Origin of the sequence: Herbaspirillum sp. 1173, from assembly GCF_031455335.1 — a bacterium.
Classification (GTDB): domain Bacteria; phylum Pseudomonadota; class Gammaproteobacteria; order Burkholderiales; family Burkholderiaceae_D; genus Herbaspirillum; species Herbaspirillum huttiense.
Window position 1 is genome coordinate 469,989 of the sequence record NZ_JAVDSP010000001.1, and the last position, 23,435, is coordinate 493,423.

Annotated in this window: 22 protein-coding genes; 19 read left to right on the forward strand and 3 right to left on the reverse strand. The window is 62.9% G+C overall.

Translation table 11 applies throughout. From position 1 onward, the window contains the following. Nucleotides 1–140: 140 nt before the first annotated feature. Both J2X56_RS02185 and J2X56_RS02190 read left to right on the forward strand, forming a co-directional pair. Nucleotides 141–890 (forward strand): transporter, encoded by a 750-nt coding sequence (locus J2X56_RS02185; RefSeq protein WP_310157916.1) that lies wholly within the window; start codon nt 141–143, stop codon nt 888–890. 122 nt (nt 891–1,012) lie between these two features. Then, nucleotides 1,013–1,219 (forward strand): hypothetical protein, encoded by a 207-nt coding sequence (locus J2X56_RS02190; RefSeq protein WP_039788137.1) that lies wholly within the window; start codon nt 1,013–1,015, stop codon nt 1,217–1,219. Nucleotides 1,220–1,306: 87 nt separating this feature from the next. Here J2X56_RS02190 and prpF read toward each other — a convergent pair whose 3' ends face one another. Genes prpF through J2X56_RS02205 form a run of 3 tightly spaced genes read right to left on the reverse strand, consistent with a single transcriptional unit; the run spans nt 1,307 to nt 5,891 of the window. Continuing rightward, entirely contained in the window at nt 1,307–2,497 is a 1,191-nt protein-coding gene (prpF, locus tag J2X56_RS02195) for a 2-methylaconitate cis-trans isomerase PrpF (protein WP_310157919.1), read from the reverse strand. Next, on the reverse strand, nt 2,494–5,115 hold the full coding sequence (acnD, locus tag J2X56_RS02200) for a Fe/S-dependent 2-methylisocitrate dehydratase AcnD (protein ID WP_310157922.1): 2,622 nt from the start codon (nt 5,113–5,115) through the stop codon (nt 2,494–2,496). Before acnD ends, prpF begins: the two co-directional genes overlap by 4 nt. Before the next feature lie 53 nt (nt 5,116–5,168). Continuing rightward, nucleotides 5,169–5,891, reverse strand: coding sequence for a GntR family transcriptional regulator (locus J2X56_RS02205; RefSeq protein WP_310157925.1), 723 nt, complete (start codon nt 5,889–5,891; stop codon nt 5,169–5,171). A 262-nt stretch (nt 5,892–6,153) separates the two neighbouring features. Between J2X56_RS02205 and J2X56_RS02210 the strand changes: the two genes are divergently transcribed. From J2X56_RS02210 to J2X56_RS02290, 17 genes are all read left to right on the forward strand, one after another. Beyond that, nucleotides 6,154–6,891, forward strand: coding sequence for an IclR family transcriptional regulator (locus J2X56_RS02210; protein WP_034332582.1), 738 nt, complete (start codon nt 6,154–6,156; stop codon nt 6,889–6,891). Between the two features lie 138 nt (nt 6,892–7,029). Further along, complete coding sequence (locus J2X56_RS02215) at nt 7,030–7,782, forward strand: glutamine ABC transporter substrate-binding protein (protein WP_134136515.1); 753 nt, start codon at nt 7,030–7,032, stop codon at nt 7,780–7,782. A gap of 113 nt (nt 7,783–7,895) precedes the next feature. Continuing rightward, nucleotides 7,896–8,561 (forward strand): amino acid ABC transporter permease, encoded by a 666-nt coding sequence (locus tag J2X56_RS02220; protein WP_039788129.1) that lies wholly within the window; start codon nt 7,896–7,898, stop codon nt 8,559–8,561. Then, nucleotides 8,561–9,334, forward strand: coding sequence for an amino acid ABC transporter ATP-binding protein (locus J2X56_RS02225; RefSeq protein WP_245201944.1), 774 nt, complete (start codon nt 8,561–8,563; stop codon nt 9,332–9,334). The genes J2X56_RS02220 and J2X56_RS02225 overlap by 1 nt, the downstream gene beginning before the upstream one ends. After that, nucleotides 9,324–9,983, forward strand: a complete 660-nt coding sequence (locus J2X56_RS02230; protein WP_121040179.1) for a HutD family protein — start codon at nt 9,324–9,326, stop codon at nt 9,981–9,983. Before J2X56_RS02225 ends, J2X56_RS02230 begins: the two co-directional genes overlap by 11 nt. Nucleotides 9,984–10,080: 97 nt before the next feature. Further along, complete coding sequence (locus J2X56_RS02235) at nt 10,081–11,547, forward strand: formimidoylglutamate deiminase (protein ID WP_121040181.1); 1,467 nt, start codon at nt 10,081–10,083, stop codon at nt 11,545–11,547. Nucleotides 11,548–11,566: 19 nt separating this feature from the next. Further along, nucleotides 11,567–12,364 (forward strand): N-formylglutamate deformylase, encoded by a 798-nt coding sequence (hutG, locus tag J2X56_RS02240; RefSeq protein WP_121040183.1) that lies wholly within the window; start codon nt 11,567–11,569, stop codon nt 12,362–12,364. A gap of 159 nt (nt 12,365–12,523) precedes the next feature. Continuing rightward, entirely contained in the window at nt 12,524–12,961 is a 438-nt protein-coding gene (locus tag J2X56_RS02245) for a universal stress protein (RefSeq protein WP_039788122.1), read from the forward strand. Nucleotides 12,962–13,186: 225 nt separating this feature from the next. Then, the gene (gene nhaA / locus J2X56_RS02250; RefSeq protein ID WP_310157936.1) at nt 13,187–14,383 is read left to right on the forward strand and encodes a Na+/H+ antiporter NhaA; all 1,197 of its coding nucleotides are present in this window, start codon (nt 13,187–13,189) and stop codon (nt 14,381–14,383) included. Nucleotides 14,384–14,874: 491 nt separating this feature from the next. Next, nucleotides 14,875–15,000: a hypothetical protein gene (locus J2X56_RS02255; protein WP_255475291.1), complete on the forward strand. Its 126-nt coding sequence runs from the start codon at nt 14,875–14,877 to the stop codon at nt 14,998–15,000. A 426-nt stretch (nt 15,001–15,426) separates the two neighbouring features. Further along, complete coding sequence (locus tag J2X56_RS02260; RefSeq protein WP_039788120.1) at nt 15,427–16,371, forward strand: sugar ABC transporter substrate-binding protein; 945 nt, start codon at nt 15,427–15,429, stop codon at nt 16,369–16,371. A gap of 92 nt (nt 16,372–16,463) precedes the next feature. Next, nucleotides 16,464–18,035 (forward strand): sugar ABC transporter ATP-binding protein, encoded by a 1,572-nt coding sequence (locus J2X56_RS02265; RefSeq protein WP_310157941.1) that lies wholly within the window; start codon nt 16,464–16,466, stop codon nt 18,033–18,035. Between the two features lie 52 nt (nt 18,036–18,087). After that, complete coding sequence (locus J2X56_RS02270; RefSeq protein ID WP_134222355.1) at nt 18,088–19,074, forward strand: ABC transporter permease; 987 nt, start codon at nt 18,088–18,090, stop codon at nt 19,072–19,074. A gap of 11 nt (nt 19,075–19,085) precedes the next feature. Then, nucleotides 19,086–20,099, forward strand: coding sequence for a LacI family DNA-binding transcriptional regulator (locus J2X56_RS02275; protein ID WP_310157947.1), 1,014 nt, complete (start codon nt 19,086–19,088; stop codon nt 20,097–20,099). A gap of 36 nt (nt 20,100–20,135) precedes the next feature. Beyond that, a complete protein-coding gene (rbsK, locus tag J2X56_RS02280) occupies nt 20,136–21,035 on the forward strand; it encodes a ribokinase (protein WP_310157950.1) in 900 nt (299 codons plus the stop codon). Between the two features lie 21 nt (nt 21,036–21,056). Continuing rightward, nucleotides 21,057–21,449, forward strand: a complete 393-nt coding sequence (gene rbsD, locus J2X56_RS02285) for a D-ribose pyranase (protein ID WP_034341119.1) — start codon at nt 21,057–21,059, stop codon at nt 21,447–21,449. 226 nt (nt 21,450–21,675) lie between these two features. Beyond that, nucleotides 21,676–23,421, forward strand: coding sequence for a methyl-accepting chemotaxis protein (locus J2X56_RS02290; protein ID WP_134136286.1), 1,746 nt, complete (start codon nt 21,676–21,678; stop codon nt 23,419–23,421). The last annotated feature ends 14 nt before the right edge of the window (nt 23,422–23,435 follow it).

Below are 23,435 nucleotides of genomic sequence, written 5' to 3' on the forward strand. Positions count from 1 at the left end.
CGCTCCGACCACTTTGCTGTACCCGTCGCCTGCGGCGTGCTCCGTCACGTCCGTGGCAGGCACGGGTGTGTCAGTGTGGCCACGCGAATGCCGTACCGATCAAAACAAAGTACACAAAGTACAAGAAAGTGGGGTCTTTCATGAAAAACAACACCATCCGTCTGTCCTGCCTGACCGCACTGCTGCTGGCAGCCAGCCATCCCGCCTTCGCGGCCCATCCGCTGAACACCGACGATGCCGGCGTACAGGGGGCCGGCGGCATCCAGCTCGAAATGAATACCGACTGGAGCAAGCAGAGTGGCGATGCCGGCCACGTCGGGGCGTTTACCTTCACCTATGGTGTTACCGACAAGCTCGACCTGTTCTTCAACCTGCCGCAGACCTTTCAGTCGATTAACGGCACGGGGGTGAACGACGTCTCCGCAGGAGCCAAATGGCGCTATTACGAGGCGGACGGCCTGGCGCTGGCGCTCAAGCCGGAATTGTTCATGCCCAGCGGCGAGGAAAGCAAGGGGCTGGGGAGCGGCCGCAACGGCATGGGCCTGACTGGCATCGCTTCCTACGAGACCGGCCCCTGGACCCTGCACGGCAACCTGGGCCTGCGCTATAGCCCGTACAAGCTGGAGACTGACCAGGAAACGAAGCGCAAGACCATCTGGCGCGCCTCGGTGGCGGTCTGGTATGGGCTGAACGAACAATGGCGACTGGTGGCCGATACCGGCGTGGCACAGAATCAGGACGCGTCCAGCCGGAAATTGCCCTCGTATGCCCTGGTGGGGGCCATCTGGTCGCCCAACAAGACGGTGGACATCGATGCCGGCGCCAAATTCGGCCTGAACAAGGCCGAGGTGACGCGCCAGTTCGGCGTCGGGGTGACCTTGCACTTCTGACGAGGCAGGTAACGGCGGACAGAGCTTCATCTCTGTGCGCTGCAACATGCAATGCGCTGGAAAGCCACGGCAAATCTGCTATCGTTGACCTTGGCGCTAGGCCACGACTAAGGAGACGACATATGGATCTGGTGGAAAAATTCGATGCCAAGGGCAAGACCGGCGCACCTTACCACGTAGAGGTGTATCAGACGCAACAGGACGAGGCCGATGAAGCGGCCCGGGCCTTCAGCCGCAGCTACAAGCTGGCCGATGGTCGCGCGCTGGATCCCCTGACCAACGAGAAATTCAGGATCGTCCAGACCGGGGAGAAAATCTACCGCGTCTGAGTCCACCCTGGACCCGCAAGCCGATCAAGCCGGCACCGCAAGGTGGCCGGCTTTTTCATGTCTGCAGCCACTGGCCGCAGCCTCGCCTCAGAACGCATCCCCCGGCACCCGCACCCAACCCTCCATCAACACCCGCGCACTGCGGCTCATGATGGCCTTGGTGACGACCCACTGGCCGTCTTCCAGCTTGGCCTCTGCGCCCACCCGTAAGGTGCCGGAGGGATGGCCGAAGCGCACGCTGTTGCGCTCGCCGCCGCCCGCTGCCAGGTTCACCAGCGTGCCCGGAATGGCCGCTGCTGTGCCGATGGCGACCGCAGCCGTACCCATCATCGCGTGGTGCAGCTTGCCCATGGACATGGCGCGCACCAGCACGTCGGTATCCTGTACCGTGACGGTCTTGCCGCTCGAAGAGACATATTCCTTGGGCGGCGCAACAAACGCGACCTTGGGCGTGTGCTGCCGGGTCGCGGCTTCTTCCACCTTGCTGATCAATCCCATGCGGATCGCTCCATGGGCGCGGATGGTCTCGAAGCGGGCCAGCGCGGCGGGATCGCTGTTGATGGCGTCCTGCAGTTCGGTGCCGGTATAGCCGATCTCGTCGGCATTGAGGAAGATGGTCGGGATGCCCGCATTGATCATGGTGGCCTGGAAGCTGCCGACGCCGGGCACTTCCAGCGTATCGACCACGTTCCCGGTGGGGAACATGGCACCGCCGGCGCCTTCTTCCTCGGCCGCCGGATCCATGAATTCCAGCTGGACTTCCGCGGCGGGGAAGGTCACGCCATCCAGTTCGAAGTCGCCGGTTTCCTGCACCTGTCCGCCGCGAATGGGCACATGAGCCACGATGGTCTTGCCGATGTTGGCCTGCCAGATGGTGATGACGGCCACGCCGTCCTGCGGCACTTTGGACGGGTCCACCAGCCCGGCGGAAATCGCGAAGGGGCCGACGGCTGCGGACAGGTTGCCGCAATTGCCGCTCCAGTCCACGAAATCCTTGTCGATGGAGACCTGACCGAACAGGTAGTCGACATCATGGCCCGGCCGCTCGCTGCGTGAAATGATCACTGTCTTGCTGGTGCTGGAAGTCGCACCGCCCATGCCGTCGATCTGCTTGCCATAGGGATCGGGACTGCCGATCACGCGCTGCAGCAGCTTGTCGCGCGCAGGGCCCGGGACGCGGGCGGCTTCGGGCAGGTCATCCAGCTTGAAGAAGACGCCTTTGCTGGTGCCGCCCCGCAGGTGGGTGGCGGCAATTCGGATCTGGGGGACTTGGCTCATGCTTGTTCCTTGGCGTTCTGGCCGGCGTTGGCGGAGGCTTCCAGGAAATCCTGGGCGAAGCGTTGCAGCACGCCGCCGGCTTCGTAGATCGACACTTCTTCGGCGGTATCGAGGCGGCAGGTCACCGGCACTTCCACACGCTCGCCATTCTTGCGGTGGATCACCAGCGTCAGGTCGGCGCGCGGACGGCGCTGGCCGATGACGTCATAGGTTTCGGTACCGTCGATGGCGTAGGTATTGCGGTTTTCGCCGGCCTTGAATTCCAGCGGCAGCACGCCCATGCCGATCAGGTTGGTACGGTGGATGCGTTCGAAGCCTTCGGCCACGATGGCTTCCACACCCGCCAGGCGCACGCCCTTGGCGGCCCAGTCGCGCGAGGAACCCTGGCCGTAATCAGCCCCGGCAATGATGATCAGCGGCTGCTTGCGCTCCATGTAGGTTTCGATGGTTTCCCACATGCGCATGACTTTGCCTTCCGGTTCCAGGCGCGCCAGTGAACCTTGTTGCACGCTGCCATCGGCCTTCCTGACCATTTCGTTGAACAGCTTGGGATTGGCAAAGGTGGCGCGCTGCGCGGTCAGGTGGTCGCCGCGATGGGTGGCGTAGGAATTGAAGTCTTCTTCCGGCAAGCCCATCTTGGCCAGGTATTCGCCGGCCGCGCTGTCGAGCAGGATGGCGTTGGAGGGCGAGAGGTGGTCGGTGGTGATGTTGTCGCCCAGCACGGCCAGCGGCCGCATGCCCGAGAGCGTGCGCTCACCGGCCAGCGCACCTTCCCAGTAGGGCGGACGGCGGATGTAGGTGCTTTGGGGACGCCAGTCGTACAGCGGGCTGACCGATTGGCTGCGGTCCACGCGGGCGGAGAACATCGGGGTGTAGACATTGCGGAATTGCTGGGGCTTGACTGCGGTAGCCACCACGGCATCGATTTCCTCGTCGCTGGGCCAGATGTCCTTGAGACGGATTTCCTTCCCTTCGGCGGTCACGCCCAGCACGTCCTGTTCGATATCGAAACGGATGGTGCCGGCAATGGCATAGGCCACCACCAGCGGCGGCGAGGCCAGGAAAGCCTGCTTGGCATACGGGTGGATGCGGCCATCGAAGTTGCGGTTGCCGGACAGTACGGCAGTGCTGTAGAGGTCGCGGTCGATGATTTCCTGCTGGATCTTCGGATCGAGCGCGCCTGACATGCCGTTGCAGGTGGTGCAGGCGAAGGCGACGATACCGAAGCCCAGCTTTTCCAGGTCAGCGGTCAGGCCGGCTTCTTCCAGATACAGTTCCACCGCCTTGGAGCCAGGTGCCAGCGAGCTCTTCACCCACGGCTTGCGGGTCAGGCCCAGGCGATTGGCATTGCGTGCCAGCAGGGCGGCTGCGATCACGTTGCGCGGGTTGCTGGTGTTGGTGCAGCTGGTGATGGCGGCGATGATGACGGCCCCATCGGGCATCTTGCCTGGCTCGTTCTCCACCTTGCCGGCGATGCCTTGGGCGGCCAGTTCGGAGACCTGCAGGCGCTTGTGCGGATTGCTGGGACCGGCCAGGGTGCGGACCACGGTGGAGAGGTCGAAGCGCAGCACGCGCTCGTATTCGGCCTTGGCCAGCGTATCGGACCACAGGCCGGCCTCCTTGGCATAGGTTTCCACCAGCTTGACCTGTTCATCTTCACGTCCGGTCAGCTTCAGGTAATCGATGGTCTGTTGATCGATGGAGAACATGGCGGCCGTCGCGCCATACTCCGGGGCCATGTTGGAGATGGTGGCGCGATCCCCCAGCGTCAGGCTGGCCGCGCCATCGCCATAAAATTCCAGATAGGCCCCCACCACCTTCTGCTTGCGCAGGAATTCGGTCAGCGAGAGCACGATGTCGGTGGCCGTGATGCCGGGCTGGCGGCGGCCGCTCAGTTCCACGCCGATGATGTCGGGCAGGCGCATCCAGGAGGCGCGGCCGAGCATGACGTTTTCCGCTTCGAGGCCACCGACGCCGATGGCGATCACGCCCAGCGCGTCCACGTGCGGGGTGTGGCTGTCGGTGCCGACCAGGGTGTCGGGGAAGGCCACGCCATCCTTGGCGTGGATCACCGGCGACATCTTCTCCAGGTTGATCTGGTGCATGATGCCGTTGCCGGGCGGGATCACGTCCACGTTTTCGAACGCCAGCTTGGTCCAGTCGATGAAGTGGAAGCGGTCTTCATTGCGGCGGTCTTCGATGGCACGATTCTTTTCGAAGGCCTGCGGATCGTCGCCGCCACATTCCACCGCCAGCGAATGGTCCACGATCAGTTGCACCGGTACCACCGGGTTGACCTTGGCCGGGTCGCCGCCCATGTCGGCAATTGCGTCGCGCAAGCCGGCCAGATCCACCAGCGCGGTCTGGCCCAGGATGTCGTGGCACACCACGCGCGCCGGGAACCACGGGAAGTCCAGTTCACGCTTGCGTTCGATCAGCTGGCGCAGTGAATCCGTCAGGGTCGCCGGATCACAGCGGCGCACCAGGTTTTCTGCCAGCACACGGGAAGTGTAGGGCAGGGTTTCCCATGCGCCAGGACGGATCGCTTCCACGGCGGCGCGGGCATCGAAATAATCCAGTCGGGTGCCGGGCAGTTGCTTGCGGTATTGGGTATTCATGGCGGTTGGCTCGTGTCTCGTTGATGGAATGGTTGTTGTGTGGAGGAATGCGTTCAGGCCTGATCGCGCTGCTGCCCGGTACTGCCGGGCCCGGTCTGGGCGATCTGGTGTTCGATGTTGCGGCGGGAGGCCCCGATGTGACGCCGCATCAGCAGGTCGGCCAGTTCGCCGTCGCCATCGGCCAGGGCATCGAGGATGCGGTGGTGTTCGGCAAAGGCCTGGCGTGGCCGGTTGGGTGCGGCCGAATACTGGATGCGATACATGCGCGCCAGCTGGTACAACTCGCCGCAGAGAATGCGCGTGAGGATCTGGTTGCCGCTGGCCTGGATGATCTTGTAATGGAAGTCGTAGTCGCCTTCCTGCTGGTAATAGCCGCGTCCGGCCTGGAAGGCTTCGTCCTTCTCGTGGGTTTCCAGCACCCGGCGCAGCTCGTCCAGCTCGGCGCGGCTCATGCGCTGCGCCGCCAGGCGGCAAGCCATGCCTTCCAGCGATTCGCGGATCTGGAACAGTTCCACCAGCCCTTCCAGGGTCAGTGAAACCACGCGCGCTCCCACGTGCGGCACGCGCACCAGCAGGTTCTGGCCTTCCAGCCGGTGGATGGCTTCGCGCAGCGGTCCGCGGCTGATGCCATAGGTGCGGGCCAGTTCCAGTTCGGAAATCTTGCTGCCGGGCGCGATCTCGCCCTGCACGATGGCGCTCTGGATTTTGCGAAAAACGTGTTCTGAGAGGGTCTCTCCCTCACGTTCGGCACCAGGCAGTGCAATCAGCTCGCTCATGGGTTTTTTACCGTGTCAACAATCCAAGGGATTTGATGCGTTTAATCATAGCACTTCGCCTGAAAAATGGAAGAAGTGTCGACACTAGAATATTTTCGGCACTACCTAGTAAAAAAATAGCATGAGGCAATTTTCGTTACAGGTGAGAAAATTCAGCCGCCCGCTGGGAATATATGAAAAAGTAGCTCAAAATTTTTCTATTTATTTCCTCATATACGGGAATCGTTCGCCCAAAGTGAGAATTTAACCTTATATTGCCGCCATGGACTCACCACAAACCTCTACCATCGTTGACCGCGTTCTCCACGTACTCGCCGGCGTGGCCCGTGCCGGCAAGCCCGTCAGTGCCAAGCAGATTGCTGCGATGGTGCAACAACCGGTCAGTACCGTTTATCGCCACCTGGCATCCCTCAAGAAATGGGGACTGTTGCAGGAGCACATGAATTCCGGCACCTTCGAGCCGGGTCCGACCGGGGTGCAGCTGGCGTGGGGGTTCGACCAGAACTCCAACCTCATCAGCCAGAGCCGCGAGGAAATCATTTCGCTGGTCCAGCGCAGCGGGGAGAGCGTGGGCCTGCTGGTGCCGATCAATGGCCAGATGGTGTGCATCGCCATGGAAGAAAGCGATCAGCCACTGCGCTGTTCCTTCACCAAGGGCCGGGCACATCCCTTGCTTAAGGGAGCATCGGCCAAGAGCCTGCTGGCCTTCATGCCACGCAAGCTGCAACAGAAACTGGTGGCTGACCAGCTGGGCGACAAGCCCGAGGAAGCCGCCGCGCTGGAAGCACAGCTCGATGAGATTCGCCGTCGCGGCTATTCCATCAGCGAGAGTGAAGTGGACCTGGGCGTGTGGGGCGTCTCGGTACCCATCATGACTTCAAATGGCCGCCTGGAAGGCACCATCACCCTGATGGCGCCGGCCCTGCGCGTGGGTAACCGCGAACAGGAGCTGGTCCGCATGACGGTGGAGTCCGCCCAGCGCATATGTAATCGTTTTTAAGCCAGTCAGGCTGCGCCGTCCGGAGAGACGGTGCTGGCTGGACGCGGGAGGGCCCCATCCGGGCCCAGGGATGAATAATCCATTACGCCGGTACCCCGGCGTCCAGTCCATGTCGTCGTTTCTACCGAGGAACTCATGATGAAGCTTTCCCGCCTGCTGTGCGCCGTCTCGGCCAGCCTGTTTCTGCTGGTGGCGGCCGCGCCTGCCGCCCGTGCCGCCGACAACGTGATCCGTGTCGGTACCGATGCCACCTTCCCGCCGATGGAATTCGTCAAGGATGGCAAACGTACCGGTTTCGATATCGAATTGATGGAAGCCCTGGCCAAAACCATGGGCAAGAAGATCCAGTGGATCGACATCGACTTCAAGGGCCTGATTCCCGGCCTCATTTCCAACCGCTTCGACATCGCTGCCTCGGCCATCTACATGACCGACGAGCGCCGCAAGGTGGTTACCTTCAGCGATCCCTACTATCGGGGTGGTCTGGCCGTGCTGGTGCGGCGTGACGACAACAGCATCAAGGTGCCGGAAGACCTGAACAAGGGAAAGCGCGTCTCGGTCCAGGTCGGCACCAAATCGGTGAGCTATCTGCGTGACAACTTCCCCGGCGTGGAACGCGTGGAAGTGGAAAAGAACCAGGCCATGTTCGACCTGCTGGCCACCGGCCGCGTCAATGCGGTGGTGACCGGCCGTCCGGCCGCCGTCGAATATGCCCGCACCCAGCCGCTGGTACGTGTGCTGGACAAGGGATTGACCACCGAACTGTATGGTTTTGCCCTGCGCAAGAACGATACCGCGCTGGTCGAGCATCTCAACAAGGCCCTGCAGACCTTGCGCATGAACGGCACCTACGATGCGCTGACCGAAAAGTGGTTTGCCAGGAAGGACTGAGATCCTGCGCACCTGGCCTGGCGTTGTCGCCGGGCTCCTCCATTCCTCTCTGCATGGCCGACCCGGTCCGCCAGCCGTGACCGGGCAAGCGACTCCTTTTGCCGGAGCACTTCATGAAACTGGATTTTTCGGGCGTCTGGGACAGTTGGCCCTCGCTCCTCCACGGCACCATGGTGACCGTGGAAATCACCGCCGCCTCGCTGGTGCTGGGGTGCGTGCTGGGCCTGCTGACCGGCCTGGGGCGACTCAATCCGCAGCGCCGGCTGTTGTATGGTCTGTGTACTTTCTATCTCACGCTGGTACGCGGCACGCCCTTACTGGTGCAACTGTTCCTGTGGTTCTTCGGATTGCCGCATGTGGGCGTGATTCTGCCGGCGTATGTGTGCGGCATCCTCGGGCTCGGCATCTACAGCGCTGCCTATATTTCGGAAATCGTGCGTGGCTCGATCCAGTCCATCGAACGCGGCCAGATGGAAGCGGCACGCTCGCTGGGCTTGCCTTATCGGATGGCGATGCGCCGCGTGATCCTGCCGCAGGCCTTCGTGCGCATGATTCCGCCGCTGGGCAATGAATTCATCGCGCTGATCAAGAACTCGGCACTGGTGTCGCTGCTGACCATTGCCGACCTGATGCATGAGGGCGAGAAGATCATCAGCATTACTTACCGCTCGCTGGAAACCTATCTGGTCATTGCCCTGATCTATCTTGTGCTGACCAGCGTGACCACGCTGGCGCTGCGCCGGATCGAGAAGGTCCTGCGCTCCGAAGGGAGGGTGTGATGGAACACAGCGTGGTCGATATCAAAGGCTTGCGCAAATCCTTCGGCAGCCATCTCGTGCTCAAGGACATCGATTTTTCGGTCGCCCCAAGTCAGGTGGTCGTCATCATCGGCCCCAGCGGCAGTGGCAAGAGCACCTTGCTGCGCTGCCTGAACGGGCTGGAGACCGCCGAGGGCGGCACCGTGGTGGTCGGCGGTCATACGGTGGTCGAGGGCGGGCGCATGATGCCTGAAGCCATGCTCGATGCGCTGCGCGCCGAGGTGGGCATGGTATTCCAGTCCTTCAACCTGTTCCCGCACCTGAACGTGCTGGACAACATCACCCTGGCACCGACCTGCCTGCGCGGCGTGCCGCGCAAGGCGGCGCAGGAGCAGGGGCTGCGGCTGCTCAGGAAGGTCGGGCTGGAACACAAGGCGAAGGAATATCCCGGCACCTTGTCCGGCGGCCAGAAACAGCGCGTGGCTATCGCCCGTGCGCTGGCCATGGAACCGAAGGTGATGCTCTTCGACGAGCCCACCTCGGCGCTGGATCCGGAACTGGTCGGTGAAGTACTGCAGGTGATGCAGGACCTGGCCAGCGACGGCATGACCATGCTCATCGTCACGCACGAGATGGGATTTGCGCGCGAGGTGGCCGATGTGGTGGTGGTGATGGATCACGGCAGCATCGTCGAGTCCGGTCCGCCCTCCGAGATATTTACTTCACCGCGCGAGGCACGTACCCGCAGTTTCTTGCAAACCATGCTGGCCCGCGAGGTGGGTCATGCCGGGTAAAGCCCATGCGGTGGCGGGTTCCGGGGTGCCGCAGCACGGCGCGATAGCGTTCGTCGGCGAGCTGGCCAGCGTGGCAGCCGTCCCCTGGAAGAACGAGGGCGGGCAGACCCGTGAACTGTGCGTGGAGCCGCCAGAGGCCGACTTCGCCAGTTTTATCTGGCGGGCCAGCGTGGCCGACGTCGGTAGCGATGCAGATTTTTCCACCTTCGAGGGTATCGATCGCACCATCGTCCTGCTTGAAGGCGGCGGTTTCACGCTGCACAGCGAGGGACGGCAGGTCCACGATCTGGCGCACTGCTTTGCGCCCTACGACTTCCCCGGCGAGCAGCCGATCCAGGTGCGGATGCATGGTGCGCCCACGCTGGACTTCAACCTGATGGTGCGGCGTGAAGTCGCCGAGGGCAGGGTAGTGATGCTGGACGAGCGCAATTCGCGTTGCCTGCCCAGCCACAGCGCTTTGTTGTACGTGGCAAGAGGCGCCGCCTGCCTTTCCGATGAAGACGGTCTGCAACAGGCCTTGCGCGCCGGCCAGTTCGCGCGGCTGCAACCAGGGCACAGAGCGCGCATGCCCGATCTGCTTTGTGCGCCAGGGGCGGTGGTGGTGCTGGTCTGCATCATCCCCAAGCAAAAGGAAGGCCAGCACATGTAAGCGTTGAAGCGCCGAGGCCGTTCTGATTCCACCCGCTGCAAGCGGCACAACGGTGTCCGGCATACACTACAAAACCGCCAGTATAAAAGGTGAGCATATGGCATCGCTTGGCGAACAAACACAGCAACACCTGCATGCACATCCACAGCCGCATGCGCACGCGCTCCCTCGCCAATCGGCGCGTGCCCTGTTTTGCCCGCTGGCCTTGCTGCCGGATGGCTGGCAGCATGACGTCCTGCTGCGCTGGGATGACTCCGGACGCCTGATCGAGATCAGCGCCCGCAGCGCGCCTGGCACAGCAGCGCAGGCATCCGGGCCGGTGATTGCCGGCATGCCCAATCTGCATTCGCATGCCTTCCAGCGTGCCATGGCCGGCCTGACCGAGGTCATGGGCAGTCCTTCGGATTCCTTCTGGAGCTGGCGCAAGCTGATGTACCGTTTTGCCCAGCGACTGCAGCCGGAGCACCTGCACGCCATTGCCTGCCATCTCTATATCGAGATGCTCAAAGCGGGCTATACCTCCGTCTGCGAATTCCATTATCTGCACCACGCCCCGGGCGGCAGCCCCTACGCCGACCGCGCCGAACTGGCGCTGCGGCTGATGCAGGCGGCGTCCGAGGCGGGCATCGGCATGACCCTGCTGCCGGTGCTGTACCAGTACGGCGGCTTCGGGGGCCAGCCGGGTTCGCAGGAGCAGGCGCGCTTCATCGCGACGCCTGACGACCTGCTGGCCCTGCGCGAGCGCCTGCTGCACGCCTTGCCGGAGAACCCGATGCGCCGCTATGGCGCAGCCCCGCATTCGCTGCGGGCGGTATCGCCGCAAGGCCTGGAAGAACTGGTCAGCGGCCTGCGCCAGCAGCCGGGAGGACGCGACGCTCCCGTTCACATCCACGTCGCCGAGCAGTGGCGCGAGATTCAGGATTGCCTGGCCTGGTGCGGCCAGCGTCCGGTGCAATTGCTGCTGTCGCTGCAGGAGGTGGATGCGCGCTGGTGCCTGATTCACGCCACCCACATGGATCAAGCGGAATACCTGGATCTGGCCGCCAGTGGTGCGATCGTGGGACTGTGCCCGACGACCGAGGCCAATCTGGGCGATGGCATCATTGATGCCGGGCAGCTTTTGCAGTCCCGGACTCCCTGGGGCCTGGGCTCGGACAGCAATATCGCCATCAACCCGCGTTCCGAATTGCGGCTGTTGGAGTATGGACAACGCTTGCATCATCGCCGGCGCAACGTGCTGGCCTCCGAAGCGTCACCGGCCACGGCCGACCGCCTGTTTGCCCAGGCCGTGGCAGGCGGTGCGGCTGCCAGCGGCCGCGCGGTCGCCGGGCTGGCTGTGGGGCAGCAGGCGGATTTCGTGGTCCTCGACGGGGACGACGTCAACCTGGCCGATCGCAGCCCCGGGCAATTGCTCTCGGCACTGGTGTTTTGCGAGCATGATGGCCAGCCCATCCAGGATGTCTACGTGGGTGGCCGCCAGGTGGTGACCGCCGGGCAGCACCCCTTGCAGGATGATGCGCGCCGCGCCTATCGCCGCGCGATTGCCGAATTGTTGAAGGATTGAGGACCGCACGATGCCAGTAATGCCGCACGATATTTGCCAACTGCACCAGGGCAGTTCGCCCCTGCTGATTTCCATGCCTCACGTGGGCACCCGTCTGCCGGAGGAGTTGCTGGCCTCCTTTAGTGCGGTTGGCCTGCAGGTGGACGATACCGACTGGCATATCGCCGAGCTCTATGATTTTGCCGTTGGTCTTGGTGCTTCGGTGATTCGTCCTTTTCATTCACGTTACGTGATCGATCTCAACCGGCCAGCGGACGGACAGAGCCTGTATCCGGGGCAGAACACCACCGGGCTGTGTCCGCTGACGACATTCGACAACCTGCCGCTGTACCGCGAGGGCTGTGAGCCGGATGCCGCCGAGGTCGCACGCCGCCTGCAGGTCTACTGGCATCCCTATCATGCGGCACTGCAGGCCGAACTGGCGCGCCTGAAGGCAGTGCATGGCTACGCGCTGCTGTGGGATGCGCACTCGATCCGCTCGGTGATTCCGCATCTGTTCGAGGGCGAACTGCCGGTCTTCAATTTCGGAACTGCCAGCGGTGCTGCCTGCGCACCTGGTCTTGGAGAAGACTTGCTGGCGCTGGCGCAGCAACTGGCACCGCAGTTTCCCGCCGTACTCAATGGCCGCTTCAAAGGCGGCTACATCACTCGTCATTACGGCCAGCCCGCCCGGCAGGTCCATGCCCTCCAACTGGAATTGGCGCAGCGCAGCTACATGCAGGAGCACGCACCTTACGCGTTGCAGGCAGCGTTGGCAGATCGGCTCAAGCCGGTGCTGAAGGCGCTGGTGACGCGCTTCATGGCGTTTCATCCCTGATGCGAGCCTGCGCCCGTACCATTTGATCCAGCGCAAACGCAGGCCAGCTGCGGCGCTGCAGCCCGGGCGGCTTGATGCATGTCAAATCCGTTCATGCAGGCGAGGCTTAGTATGCAGTCATACCAAGTCAACGCAATCCAGTCACCTGCTGAGGTCATCATGTTCAAGAACATCCTGTTGGCAACCGATGGTTCCCGTCTGTGCAACGAATCCGTCAAGGCCGCCATCGCGCTGGCCAAGAGCTGCGGCAGCACCTTGGTTGGCTTGTCGGTAGCAGGCAATCTGCGGGCCTTGTCGATTCCTGAAGTCAGCGTCGGCGTGGATGTGGAGCGCACCGATGAAGCCGGTCGCGAACGTGCCCTGGCCAGCGTCGAGATGATCACCGCGATGGCCCGTGAAGAAGGTGTCCCCTGCACGGTGCAGGTGGCCCAGGGTGGACGTCCCTACGAAGAGATCATGCGCGTGGCCGAACGCGAGCACTGCGATGCCATCATCATGGCCTCCAAGGCCCGTTCCACGCTGGGCCGCCTGCTGCTCGGCAGCCAGACCCAGAAGCTGCTGGCGCATAGCAAGGTACCGGTGCTGGTTTATCGCTGATTGGCGAAAAGATGAAGAGATGCGCACCGCATGCGTGCGCATAGGGCGGTTGAAAATGCCGTCATGAAGGTTTGTGGTGTGGAGGGTCGGGCCGTTCCTGTGGAGAGGGACGGCCCATTTTTTTTTTGTCCGCGCATCGCGAGCCCGGGGCCGAAAGTTTGGAGAAAGACCTCGGCCTTTGTTACAGTCAGGCCTTGTTTTGAAGACGACAACAAGGAGCCCGCATTGACCACATCCCCTCATCAGGCCCACGGCGGTAACGCCTTTACCCGCTTCTTCGCGCATGAAGCCGCTGGCGGCATCGTGCTGGCCATCGCTGCGGTGCTGGCGCTGATCATCAGCAACAGCAGCTGGCGAGAAACCTACGAGGCCTTCACCCGAATTCCCGGCAAGGTCGACATCGGTGGATTGGTGGTCTTGTCCAAGCCGCTGTTGCTGTGGGTGAACGACCTGTGGATGGCGGTGTTCTTCTTCCTGGTCGGTCTGGAAATCAAGCGCGAATTCGTCGAAGGCGAACTGGCCTCACGCAAACAGGCCATCCTGCCGGCGGCAGCGGCCTTGGGCGGTATGGTGGTGCCGGCGGCGATATATGCGCTCATCAACCTGGGCGATCCGGTAGCGCTGCGCGGCTGGGCCATTCCGGCAGCGACCGACATCGCCTTTGCGATCGGTATCGTGATGCTGCTGGGGTCGCGGGTTCCGACCTCGCTCAAGGTTTTCCTCACCGCCGTGGCCATCATCGATGACCTGGGCGCCATCGTGGTCATCGCGCTCTTCTATACCGACAACCTCTCACTGGGCATGCTGGCCGGGGCCGGGGTAGGGACGCTGGTCCTGTTGCTGCTCAATCGCAGCGGCGTGCGGCGCGCAGATATCTACATCGTCGTCGGTCTGGTGATCTGGGTGTGCGTGCTCAAGTCGGGCATCCACGCCACGCTGGCCGGGGTGGTCACGGCGCTGGCCATTCCCATGCGCGACGCCGACGACCAGCCGCTGGCGGGTGCCCTGGAGCATGGCTTGCATCCCTGGGTGGCCTTCCTTGTGCTGCCCATGTTTGCCTTCGCCAATGCCGGCGTGTCCTTCCAGGGCATGTCGCTGGGCAACCTGTTTGAGCCGATCCCGCTCGGCATCGCCGGCGGACTGGTACTGGGCAAGACCATCGGTGTCTTCGATGCAGCCTGGCTGATGATCCGCAGCGGACTGGCCGCAGCACCGGCCGGTGCCAGTACCCGGCAGTTCATCGGCGTCTGCATGCTGTGTGGCATCGGCTTCACCATGAGTCTCTTCATCGGCGGCCTGGCCTTCCAGGGATTGAGTGCGGATTTCGAAGCCAAGCTCAAACTGGGGGTGCTGGGCGGCTCCATCCTGGCGGGCTTGCTGGGCACACTGGTCTTGTGGCGCAAAGAGATATCACCAGCGTGAACATCACGGTGCGCCGCATTTTCCATGCGGCCACTGTGCGTGTTGTCTATCAAAAACCTCATCAATACGCTTGAGACACACGAAAAGTCGCCATTTGGCGACGAAATATCGACTTTCTGTTTTGCGATGCAAAAAATTATATAAAAAATAATTGTTTGCACACCATTAGTGCGATTCCGGCCGGAAATGGGGTCCCGACGGGCTTCCGCTTCCACATGACGAAGTGAATCCCTACGACAACGAAATGTCGACCAGCAGCTCGGCCATGAATTGCTGCTGCGCAGAACAAGCGATTGTTTACATCACCTTTTGGCAGTAGCAAGATACTTGCACGGGCCTGTAACGGCGCGGCGTGGAAGGGCGCCGATGCTGACACTACTGACAACAGCGCCCGCAGCAAGCCGGGGATATTGTCTTTTCGACATTTTCACCCCTTGGGACGATAAGCCAGGCGAATAACAGCCCGGCCATCAAAAGCAGAGGAGACAAGCATGAAACTGATGGAATTGCTCATGAGCTACGGTAGCCAGGCACTGGTGTGGTATGCGATGTACGTGATCGTGGGGAGCTGTGCCTTCGGAGCTTATGTCTGGCGCCGCACCCATTTCGGTCACTGACCTCCAAACATTCACCCTGACGCACGCCGGAATGAACGCCGGCGCTGCGTGAACGACGCCAGGCGAGGGTACCGGACCAGTGCTGGCCTGAAGCATGCCGCTTCCCATCCCGCGCAAGGGCGTGGACATGGGAGCGGTGCCGTGCTGGTCTCCCGCGCGTATCGTCGACTTGTCATTTGACACCTGCATTTGCCTGCCAGAACGGCGGGGAGCGTCTTGCCGGCGCTCCCCGCCGTTCGCCGTTTTGGCGGTGGGGAAGGGCTGCAGCGGGCTTCCTCACGCAATCTCCAAGGATGAAAAAAAGCTGCACCGCAGCTTTATTTTCTTATTTTGCGGTGCTATTCTCCTTTCCGCGCAAACGTTTGCGCACTTATAACGGCGTCTATCTTCTAGGAAACGCCGGCAACATCAATACTGGAGACCCAGATGAACAAATTCACCCGCCGCCATTTCGCCATCGCCGCCCTGGCATGTGCAGTCCTTCCCGGTGCCGCCATGGCACAGACTCCGGCCAAGCCCAAGGTGGCCCTGGTCATGAAGTCGCTGGCCAACGAGTTCTTCCTGAACATGGAGAACGGCGCCCGCGAATACCAGAAGGCCAACGCCAGCAAGTTCGACCTGATCGCCAACGGCATCAAGGACGAGCAGGACACCGCCAACCAGATCAAGATCGTCGAGCAGATGATCGTCTCCAAGGTCAATGCCCTGGTGATCGCCCCGGCTGACTCCAAGGCCCTGGTGCCGGTGGTCAAGAAGGCCATCGATGCCGGCATCATCGTGGTCAACATCGACAACAAGCTCGACGACGCCGCCCTGAAGGAAAAGGGCATCACCGTGCCGTTCGTGGGCCCCGACAATCGCAAGGGCGCCAAGCTGGCCGGCGACTACCTGGGCAAGCAACTGCAGAAGGGTGACAAGGTCGCCATCATTGAAGGCGTGTCCACCACCTTCAACGCACAGCAGCGCACCCTGGGCTTCCAGGATGCGATGAAGGATGTCGGTGCGAATGTCGTGACCGTGCAGTCGGGCCAGTGGGAAATCGACCAGGGCAACAAGGTCGCCGCCTCGATCCTGAACGCGCATCCTGACATCAAGGCCATCCTGGCCGGCAATGACAACATGGCGCTGGGCGCCGTGGCAGCCATCCGCGCCGCTGGCAAGACCGGCAAGGTGCAACTGGTGGGCTACGACAACATCAACGCCATCAAGCCGATGCTGAAGGATGGCCGCGTACTGGCCACCGTGGACCAGTTCGCCCAGCAGCAAGCCGTCTTCGGCATCGAGACCGCCCTCAAGGCCGTGACCGAGAAGAAGCCGCAAAGCGCCCTGGGCGGTGTGGTCGAGACCAAGGTCTCGCTGGTCACCAAGTAATACCGACGCTCTCTGGCGTCTTCTCTGCAAGGTACCTGCGCCCGTGACCGGGCGCGGGGCTTTGCCTCTCCCTCCTTGTGCGCTACAGAACCATGCAGCCCAACGACTCCTCTCCCTCCCAAGCTTCGCCCTTGCTGACCTTGTCCGGCATCGGCAAGAGCTACGCCGCACCGGTGCTCGATGGCATTGACCTGGACCTGCGTCCGGGCCAGGTGCTGGCCTTGACCGGCGAAAACGGCGCCGGCAAGAGCACGCTCTCCAAGATCATCTGCGGCCTGGTCGATGCCAGCGCCGGCGGCATGACGCTGGATGGCCAGCCCTATCAACCGACATCGCGCACGCAGGCTGAAGGCCTGGGCATCCGCATGGTGATGCAGGAACTGAACCTGATCCCCACGCTGTCGATTGCGGAAAACCTGTTCCTGGAAAAACTGCCGCGCCGCTTCGGCTGGATCGACCGCAAGAAGCTGGCCGAGGCCGCTCGCGCCCAGATGGAAGTGGTCGGACTCGGTGAGCTCGACCCGTGGACGCCGGTCGGCGACCTGGGCCTGGGCCACCAGCAGATGGTCGAGATCGCCCGCAACCTGATCGGCAGCTGCCGCTGCCTGATCTTGGACGAACCCACGGCCATGCTGACCAACCGCGAGGTGGAACTGCTGTTCTCGCGCATCGAGCGCCTGCGCGCCGAAGGTGTGGCCATCATCTACATCTCGCACCGGCTGGAAGAATTGAAGCGCATCGCCGACCGCATCGTCGTTCTGCGCGATGGCAAGCTGGTCTGCAATGATGACATCGGCCGTTATTCGACCGAGCAACTGGTGCAACTGATGGCCGGTGAGCTGACCAAGGTTGACCTCGATGCCGAACATCGCCACATCGGTGCTCCGGTGCTGCGCATTCGTAGCCTCGGGCGTGCTCCAGTCGTGCAGCCGGCCAGCCTGGCGCTGCACGCCGGTGAAGTGCTGGGCATTGCCGGCCTGATCGGCTCCGGCCGGACCGAACTCCTGCGCCTGATCTTTGGCGCAGACCGTGCCGATCAGGGCGAGATCTTCATTGGCGACAGCCAGCAGCCTGCGCGCATCCGCAGTCCCAAGGATGCGGTCAAGGCCGGTATCGCCATGGTCACCGAAGACCGCAAAGGGCAGGGGCTGCTGCTGCCGCAAGCCATCAGCGTCAATACCTCGCTGGCCAATCTGGGCAGCGTGAGCCGCGCCGGCATGCTCGATCACGCGGCCGAGAGCAGCGTGGCGCAGGACTATGTGAAGAAACTGCGCATCCGCAGCGGCAGTGTGGCGCAAGCCGCCGGCGAACTGTCGGGTGGCAATCAGCAGAAGGTGGTGATCGCCCGCTGGCTGTACCGCGATTGCCCCATCATGTTGTTCGATGAACCCACGCGCGGTATCGACATCGGCGCCAAGTCCGATATCTATCGCCTCTTCGCCGAACTGGCGGCGCAGGGCAAGGGCTTGCTGGTGGTCTCCAGCGACCTGCGCGAGCTGATGCAGATCTGTGACCGTATCGCCGTCATGAGCGCAGGCCGCATTGCCGATACCTTCAGCCGCGATGACTGGTCGCAGGAGCGCATCCTGGCGGCCGCCTTCAGCGGTTATGTGGGACGCCAGGAAGCCGCCGCGGCGGCGCATGTGGCGGGCAACACCGCCTGAGCGGCCGGACCCTGCGGCCCCGACTATCAACTGCCAAGAATCAACGAGACAGATGCAAACTTCTTCCTCTACCCCCGCCGCCAGCCGGCAAGCGGCCTACCTGGCCGGTTTCAAGAACTACCTGGGCCTGATCGCGGCCTTGCTGGCCATGTGCGTGATGTTCGCCTTCCTGAGCGAGAACTTCCTCAGTGCGGCGACCTTCATCACGCTTTCCAATGACATCCCGCCGCTGGTGGTGATGTCGGTGGGCATGACCTTCATCCTCATCATCGGCGGCATCGACCTCTCGGTCGGCTCGGTGATGGCACTGGCGGCCTCCATGCTGTCCATGGCCATGGTGCGCTGGGGCTGGCCGCTGTACGCTGCGGCACCGCTGGGCGTGGTGGTGGCGGCGCTGTGCGGCACGCTGACCGGCCTGGTCTCGGTGCACTGGCGCATTCCTTCCTTCATCGTCTCGCTGGGTGTGCTGGAGATCGCACGTGGCCTGGCTTACCAGGTCACCAACTCGCGCACCGAATACATCGGCAGCGCGGTGGACGTGATCAGCTCGCCGATTCTGTTCGGCATGTCGCCGGCCTTCCTGTCGGCCATCGCCATCGTGATCATCGCCCAACTGGTGCTGACCCGCACCGTGCTGGGCCGCTACTGGATCGGCATCGGCACCAATGAAGAAGCGGTGCGCCTGTCCGGTGTGAACCCCAATCCCAGCAAGATCCTGGCCTTCGCCCTGATGGGCGCGCTGGCCGGTATTGCGGCGCTGTTCCAGGTCTCGCGCCTGGAAGCGGCCGATCCCAACGGCGGCGTGGGCATGGAGCTGCAAGTCATCGCGGCGGTCGTCATCGGCGGCACCAGCCTGATGGGCGGCCGGGGTTCCATCGTCAGCACCTTCATCGGCGTATTGATCATCTCCGTGCTGGAAGCGGGCCTGGCCCAGGTTGGCGTGAGCGAGCCGATGAAGCGCATCATCACCGGCGCCGTCATCGTGGTCGCCGTGATCCTGGATACCTATCGCCGTCGCGGCCAACGCCACGCCCGCTGAGCGAATTCGCCATGGCCACCATCAAGGATGTCGCCAGGCTGGCCGGGGTGTCCTACACCACGGTCTCGCATGTGCTCAACCAGACGCGCCCGGTCAGCAGCGACGCCCGTGAGCGCGTGCTGGCCGCCGTCAAGGAACTGGACTACGTGCCCAGCGCACTGGCGCGGTCATTGCGCAGCAAGGTCACGGGCAGTATCGGCCTGATCATTCCCAACAACACCAACCCGTACTTTTCGGAGCTGGCGCGCGGGATCGAAGATCATTGCTATGGCGCCGGCTACAGCGTCATCCTCTGCAATTCCGACGATGATCCCGACAAGCAGCGCGACTACCTGCAAGTCCTGCAGACCAAGCGCTGCGATGGCCTCATCATCGCCACCCTGAACCAGGCCGATCTCAATCCGGCGGGCAGGCTCGATATTCCGACGGTCCTGCTGGACCGTGCGCCCAAGGAGCTGGACATCGATCTGGTCAGCACCGACAACGCGCTCGGCGGCAGCCTGGCGGCGCGCCATCTGCTGGACTTGCAGCGCCGCCACGTGGCCTGCATTGCCGGGCCGGATGGGCTGGAACTGTCGGACGAGCGCGTGCAGGGCTTCCGCCAGACCCTGCGGGCGGGCGGCCTGGCGCTGGCCGACGGCGACCTGCTGCATGCCGACTTCAGCGGCATCGGCGGTTATCAGGCTGCGATGCAATTGCTGCAGGGACGAGCGCAGGGCGCACGGCCGGATGCCATCTTCTGCTGTAACGACATGATGGCCATCGGCGTGTTGCGTGCCGCCGGTGAATTGCAGATCGAGGTGCCGGGCGAATTGTCGGTGGTAGGTTTCGACGATATCGAACTGGCGCAATTCGTCCATCCGCCCCTGACCACGGTGGCACAAAATACCCGCAAGCTGGGCAACCTGACGGCGCAGTTCCTGCTGGAACGCATCGCCGACCCCGGCTTGCCGGCGCGCCGCGAGACGGTGGCACCGCAACTCCAGCTGCGCGGCTCGACCGGCCCGCTCCGGAACCCGACCTGAACAAGAAACACTTCAACAGAGCACGAGAGAACACACATGATCGTCATCATCGGCAGCGTCAACATGGACCTGGTCTTGCGCGTACCGCGCATGCCCTTGCCGGGTGAAACCCTGGCCGGCGAAAAATTCATGACCATCCCCGGTGGCAAGGGCGCCAACCAGGCCGTGGCTTGCGCCCGCCTGGCCGCACCGGGCACCTCGGTGGCCATGGTGGCCTGCGTGGGCGACGATGCCTTCGGCGGCCAGATGCGCCAGTCGATCACCGCCTGCGGCATCGATGACCGTTACATTGACGAAGTCGCAGGCGAAGCCACCGGTATCGCCTCCATCATGGTCGACGCCAATGCCCAGAACAGCATCGTCATCGCCGCCGGTGCCAATGGCCGCCTGGACGTGGAGCGCATCGAACGCGCGCGCCCCGTGATCGAACAGGCTTCCATCGTGCTGCTGCAACTGGAAGTGCCGATGGAGACCGTCATCCACAGCATCGAACTGGCTCACGCCCTGGGCAAGACCGTAGTGCTCAATCCCGCACCGGCACAAGCCTTGCCCCGTGCACTGCTGCAGAAGATCGATTACCTGATCCTCAACGAAATCGAAGCCGCCATGCTGGCCGAGGAACAATCCGAGGACATCCCGCTGCTGGCGCAGAAGTTGCACGGGCTGGGCGCGCGCAACGTGGTGGTGACGCTGGGCGAGAAGGGCGTCTACGGCTCCTTCGCCGACGGCCAGCAGCGCCATCTGCCGGCGCGCAAGGTACAGGCGGTCGACACCACGGCGGCAGGCGACACTTTCATCGGCGGTTTCATCGGTGCCATTGCGCAGGGCCGCGATCAGTTCGACGCCATCGCCTATGCCCAGGCGGCGGCCGCCCTGAGCGTGACCCGCGTCGGTGCCCAGACCTCCATTCCCACGCGCGACGAAGTCGTGCTCTGATCGCTTATCTTTCTGATTGCCATGAAAAAGACTGCTCTGCTCAACGCTGCCATTTCCCAGGTCATCGCTACCATGGGGCATGGCGATACGCTGGTCATCGGGGACGTCGGTTTGCCTGCCCCCGCAGGTGTCCCCGTGATCGATCTGGCGGTGACCCGCGGCGTGCCGGACTTCATGACGGTACTCAAGACGGTGCTCACGGAATTGCAGGTGGAATTCCACGTCGTGGCCGATGAAATGCAGACCGTCAGCCCTGCCTTGGCTGCACAGATTGCGGCGCTGGACCTGCCGCAAGCGCGTACCCTCTCGCATGAGGCCTTCAAGCAGGCAACCGCCGCTGCCAAGGCCTACATCCGCACCGGGGAATGCACCCCTTACGCCAATATCATCCTCGGCGCTGGCGTGGTGTTCTGAGCAAGAGATTTACAAACAAACACATTTATACATCTAGTTGTGTGATGACTTTGCGACACTTGCTGAAATAGTGTCGCGCAACGGTTGTACGATGGGTTGCCTTGGCGCATCATGCGGGCTCCAGAATAAAAATACAGAGGAGCTTGTTTCCCTGTTCGATAACAAGAAGCTGGATCTTCGAGGACTGGAAGAGACAGACAATAAATGAACAGCATAGGGAACCAGCATGTTTGGATATTTCGGGAATCTCAAGGTCGGCGCGCGCCTGGCGATCGTGTTTGCTTTCATCGTGGCCTTGCTGGCCGTGGTGAGCATCACCGCCTTCATCAAGATCAACAACATCAATCGTGCGATCGACCAGATCGTCAATGACCGCTACCTGAAGGTGCGCTGGGCATTCGACCTGCGTGACGGCGTCAATGAGCAGATCAAGTACCTGCGTGGCATGGCCATCGATATCGGCAATCCGGCCGCCAATGAAAAGCGCATCGGCCAGCTGGACGTTGCGGTCCGCGCCAGCAAGGAAGCCTTGGACAAGATCACGGCGCGCCAGGTGACTGCAGTAGGCCAGAAGAAGGCCAAGGCGCTGGATGATGCGCGCCAGCTCTTCGAGACCAGCCGGGCGCAGTTCCTGGCGTTGATCCGGGCAGGCCAGGGCGATGCCGCCGACGAATTCGTCCTGCGCAAGATTACCGACAGCCAGAACGCCTATCTTTCCCTCGCCACCGCCTTCGCCGATTCCCAGGACAGCCAGCTGCGTGCTGAAGGTGCGCAGGCCGTCGCTGACGGTGCGCTGGCGATCCAGGTCACCCTGGCTTGCTCGGCGGTCGCCGTGCTGGCCGCGATCCTGCTGGGGTATTTGATGGTACGTTCCATCGTCAAGCCGCTCAACGAGGCCGTCCGCGTGGCCGAGAACGTCGCTGCCGGTGACCTGACCACGCGCATCGAACCGCATTCCAGAGATGAGACGGGCCAACTGATGGCGGCCCTGCGCAAGATGAACGACAACCTGGTCGACATCGTCTCCGGTGTGCGTCGCAGTACCGACTCGATTGCCACCGCCTCGGGAGAAATCGCCAGCGGCAACATGGACCTGTCGTCGCGCACCGAGCAGCAAGCCGGTTCGCTGGAAGAAACTGCCTCGGCCATGGAAGAGATGACTTCCACCGTGCGCCAGAACGCTGACAATGCCCGCCAAGCCAACCAGCTGGCTGCCACGGCCTCCGAGGTGGCCTTGCAAGGCGGTGAAATCGTCGGCCGCGTGGTCACCACGATGGAAGAAATCAACCAGTCTTCGCGCAAGATCGTCGACATCATCGGTGTCATCGACGGTATCGCCTTCCAGACCAACATCCTCGCCCTGAACGCTGCCGTGGAAGCGGCGCGCGCGGGCGAGCAGGGCCGCGGCTTTGCGGTGGTGGCTTCTGAAGTGCGCTCGCTGGCGCAGCGTTCGGCGGCCGCAGCCAAGGAAATCAAGGGCCTTATCAGCGATTCCGTCGCCAAGGTGGAGGGCGGCAGCCTGCTGGTGGCCGAAGCCGGCCACACCATGGAGCAGGTGGTCAGCAGCGTGCGCAGCGTTACCGACATCGTCGGCGAGATTTCGGCCGCCAGTGTCGAGCAGAGTACCGGGATTGAGGAAATCAACCGGGCAGTGGGCCAGATGGATGAAAGCACCCAGCAAAATGCTGCCTTGGTCGAACAGGCCGCTGCCGCTGCGGGAGCTCTGCAGGACCAGGCCGCCAACCTGGCCACCGCGATCAGCATCTTCAAGCTGGCGCAAGGCCCGCAGGTGACCGTGGCAGCGCCTGCCAAGCCGGCAGCACCCGTCCGGCCGCCGGTCCGGCCGCCAGTTGTGGCCCCGAAGGCAGCGGCCGTCCCGGTTCTCCGTGCGCCTGCCGTGGCGGTCCCGGCGTCCACACCCGCGAGCAAGTCCGCAGCGCGCGCTGACGAAGACCTCTGGGAAACCTTCTGAGCGGTTCCTGACGG

Bases quoted from the DNA above. Each gene is read 5' to 3' on its own strand.
- J2X56_RS02185 (WP_310157916.1), top strand. From the start codon at position 141: ATGAAAAACAACACCATCCGTCTGTCCTGCCTGACCGCACTGCTGCTG.
- J2X56_RS02190 (WP_039788137.1), top strand. From the start codon at position 1,013: ATGGATCTGGTGGAAAAATTCGATGCCAAGGGCAAGACCGGCGCACCT.
- prpF (WP_310157919.1), bottom strand. From the start codon at position 2,497: ATGAGCCAAGTCCCCCAGATCCGAATTGCCGCCACCCACCTGCGGGGC.
- acnD (WP_310157922.1), bottom strand. From the start codon at position 5,115: ATGAATACCCAATACCGCAAGCAACTGCCCGGCACCCGACTGGATTAT.
- J2X56_RS02205 (WP_310157925.1), bottom strand. From the start codon at position 5,891: ATGAGCGAGCTGATTGCACTGCCTGGTGCCGAACGTGAGGGAGAGACC.
- J2X56_RS02210 (WP_034332582.1), top strand. From the start codon at position 6,154: ATGGACTCACCACAAACCTCTACCATCGTTGACCGCGTTCTCCACGTA.
- J2X56_RS02215 (WP_134136515.1), top strand. From the start codon at position 7,030: ATGAAGCTTTCCCGCCTGCTGTGCGCCGTCTCGGCCAGCCTGTTTCTG.
- J2X56_RS02220 (WP_039788129.1), top strand. From the start codon at position 7,896: ATGAAACTGGATTTTTCGGGCGTCTGGGACAGTTGGCCCTCGCTCCTC.
- J2X56_RS02225 (WP_245201944.1), top strand. From the start codon at position 8,561: ATGGAACACAGCGTGGTCGATATCAAAGGCTTGCGCAAATCCTTCGGC.
- J2X56_RS02230 (WP_121040179.1), top strand. From the start codon at position 9,324: ATGCCGGGTAAAGCCCATGCGGTGGCGGGTTCCGGGGTGCCGCAGCAC.
- J2X56_RS02235 (WP_121040181.1), top strand. From the start codon at position 10,081: ATGGCATCGCTTGGCGAACAAACACAGCAACACCTGCATGCACATCCA.
- hutG (WP_121040183.1), top strand. From the start codon at position 11,567: ATGCCGCACGATATTTGCCAACTGCACCAGGGCAGTTCGCCCCTGCTG.
- J2X56_RS02245 (WP_039788122.1), top strand. From the start codon at position 12,524: ATGTTCAAGAACATCCTGTTGGCAACCGATGGTTCCCGTCTGTGCAAC.
- J2X56_RS02255 (WP_255475291.1), top strand. From the start codon at position 14,875: ATGAAACTGATGGAATTGCTCATGAGCTACGGTAGCCAGGCACTGGTG.
- J2X56_RS02260 (WP_039788120.1), top strand. From the start codon at position 15,427: ATGAACAAATTCACCCGCCGCCATTTCGCCATCGCCGCCCTGGCATGT.
- J2X56_RS02265 (WP_310157941.1), top strand. From the start codon at position 16,464: ATGCAGCCCAACGACTCCTCTCCCTCCCAAGCTTCGCCCTTGCTGACC.
- J2X56_RS02270 (WP_134222355.1), top strand. From the start codon at position 18,088: ATGCAAACTTCTTCCTCTACCCCCGCCGCCAGCCGGCAAGCGGCCTAC.
- J2X56_RS02275 (WP_310157947.1), top strand. From the start codon at position 19,086: ATGGCCACCATCAAGGATGTCGCCAGGCTGGCCGGGGTGTCCTACACC.
- rbsK (WP_310157950.1), top strand. From the start codon at position 20,136: ATGATCGTCATCATCGGCAGCGTCAACATGGACCTGGTCTTGCGCGTA.
- rbsD (WP_034341119.1), top strand. From the start codon at position 21,057: ATGAAAAAGACTGCTCTGCTCAACGCTGCCATTTCCCAGGTCATCGCT.
- J2X56_RS02290 (WP_134136286.1), top strand. From the start codon at position 21,676: ATGTTTGGATATTTCGGGAATCTCAAGGTCGGCGCGCGCCTGGCGATC.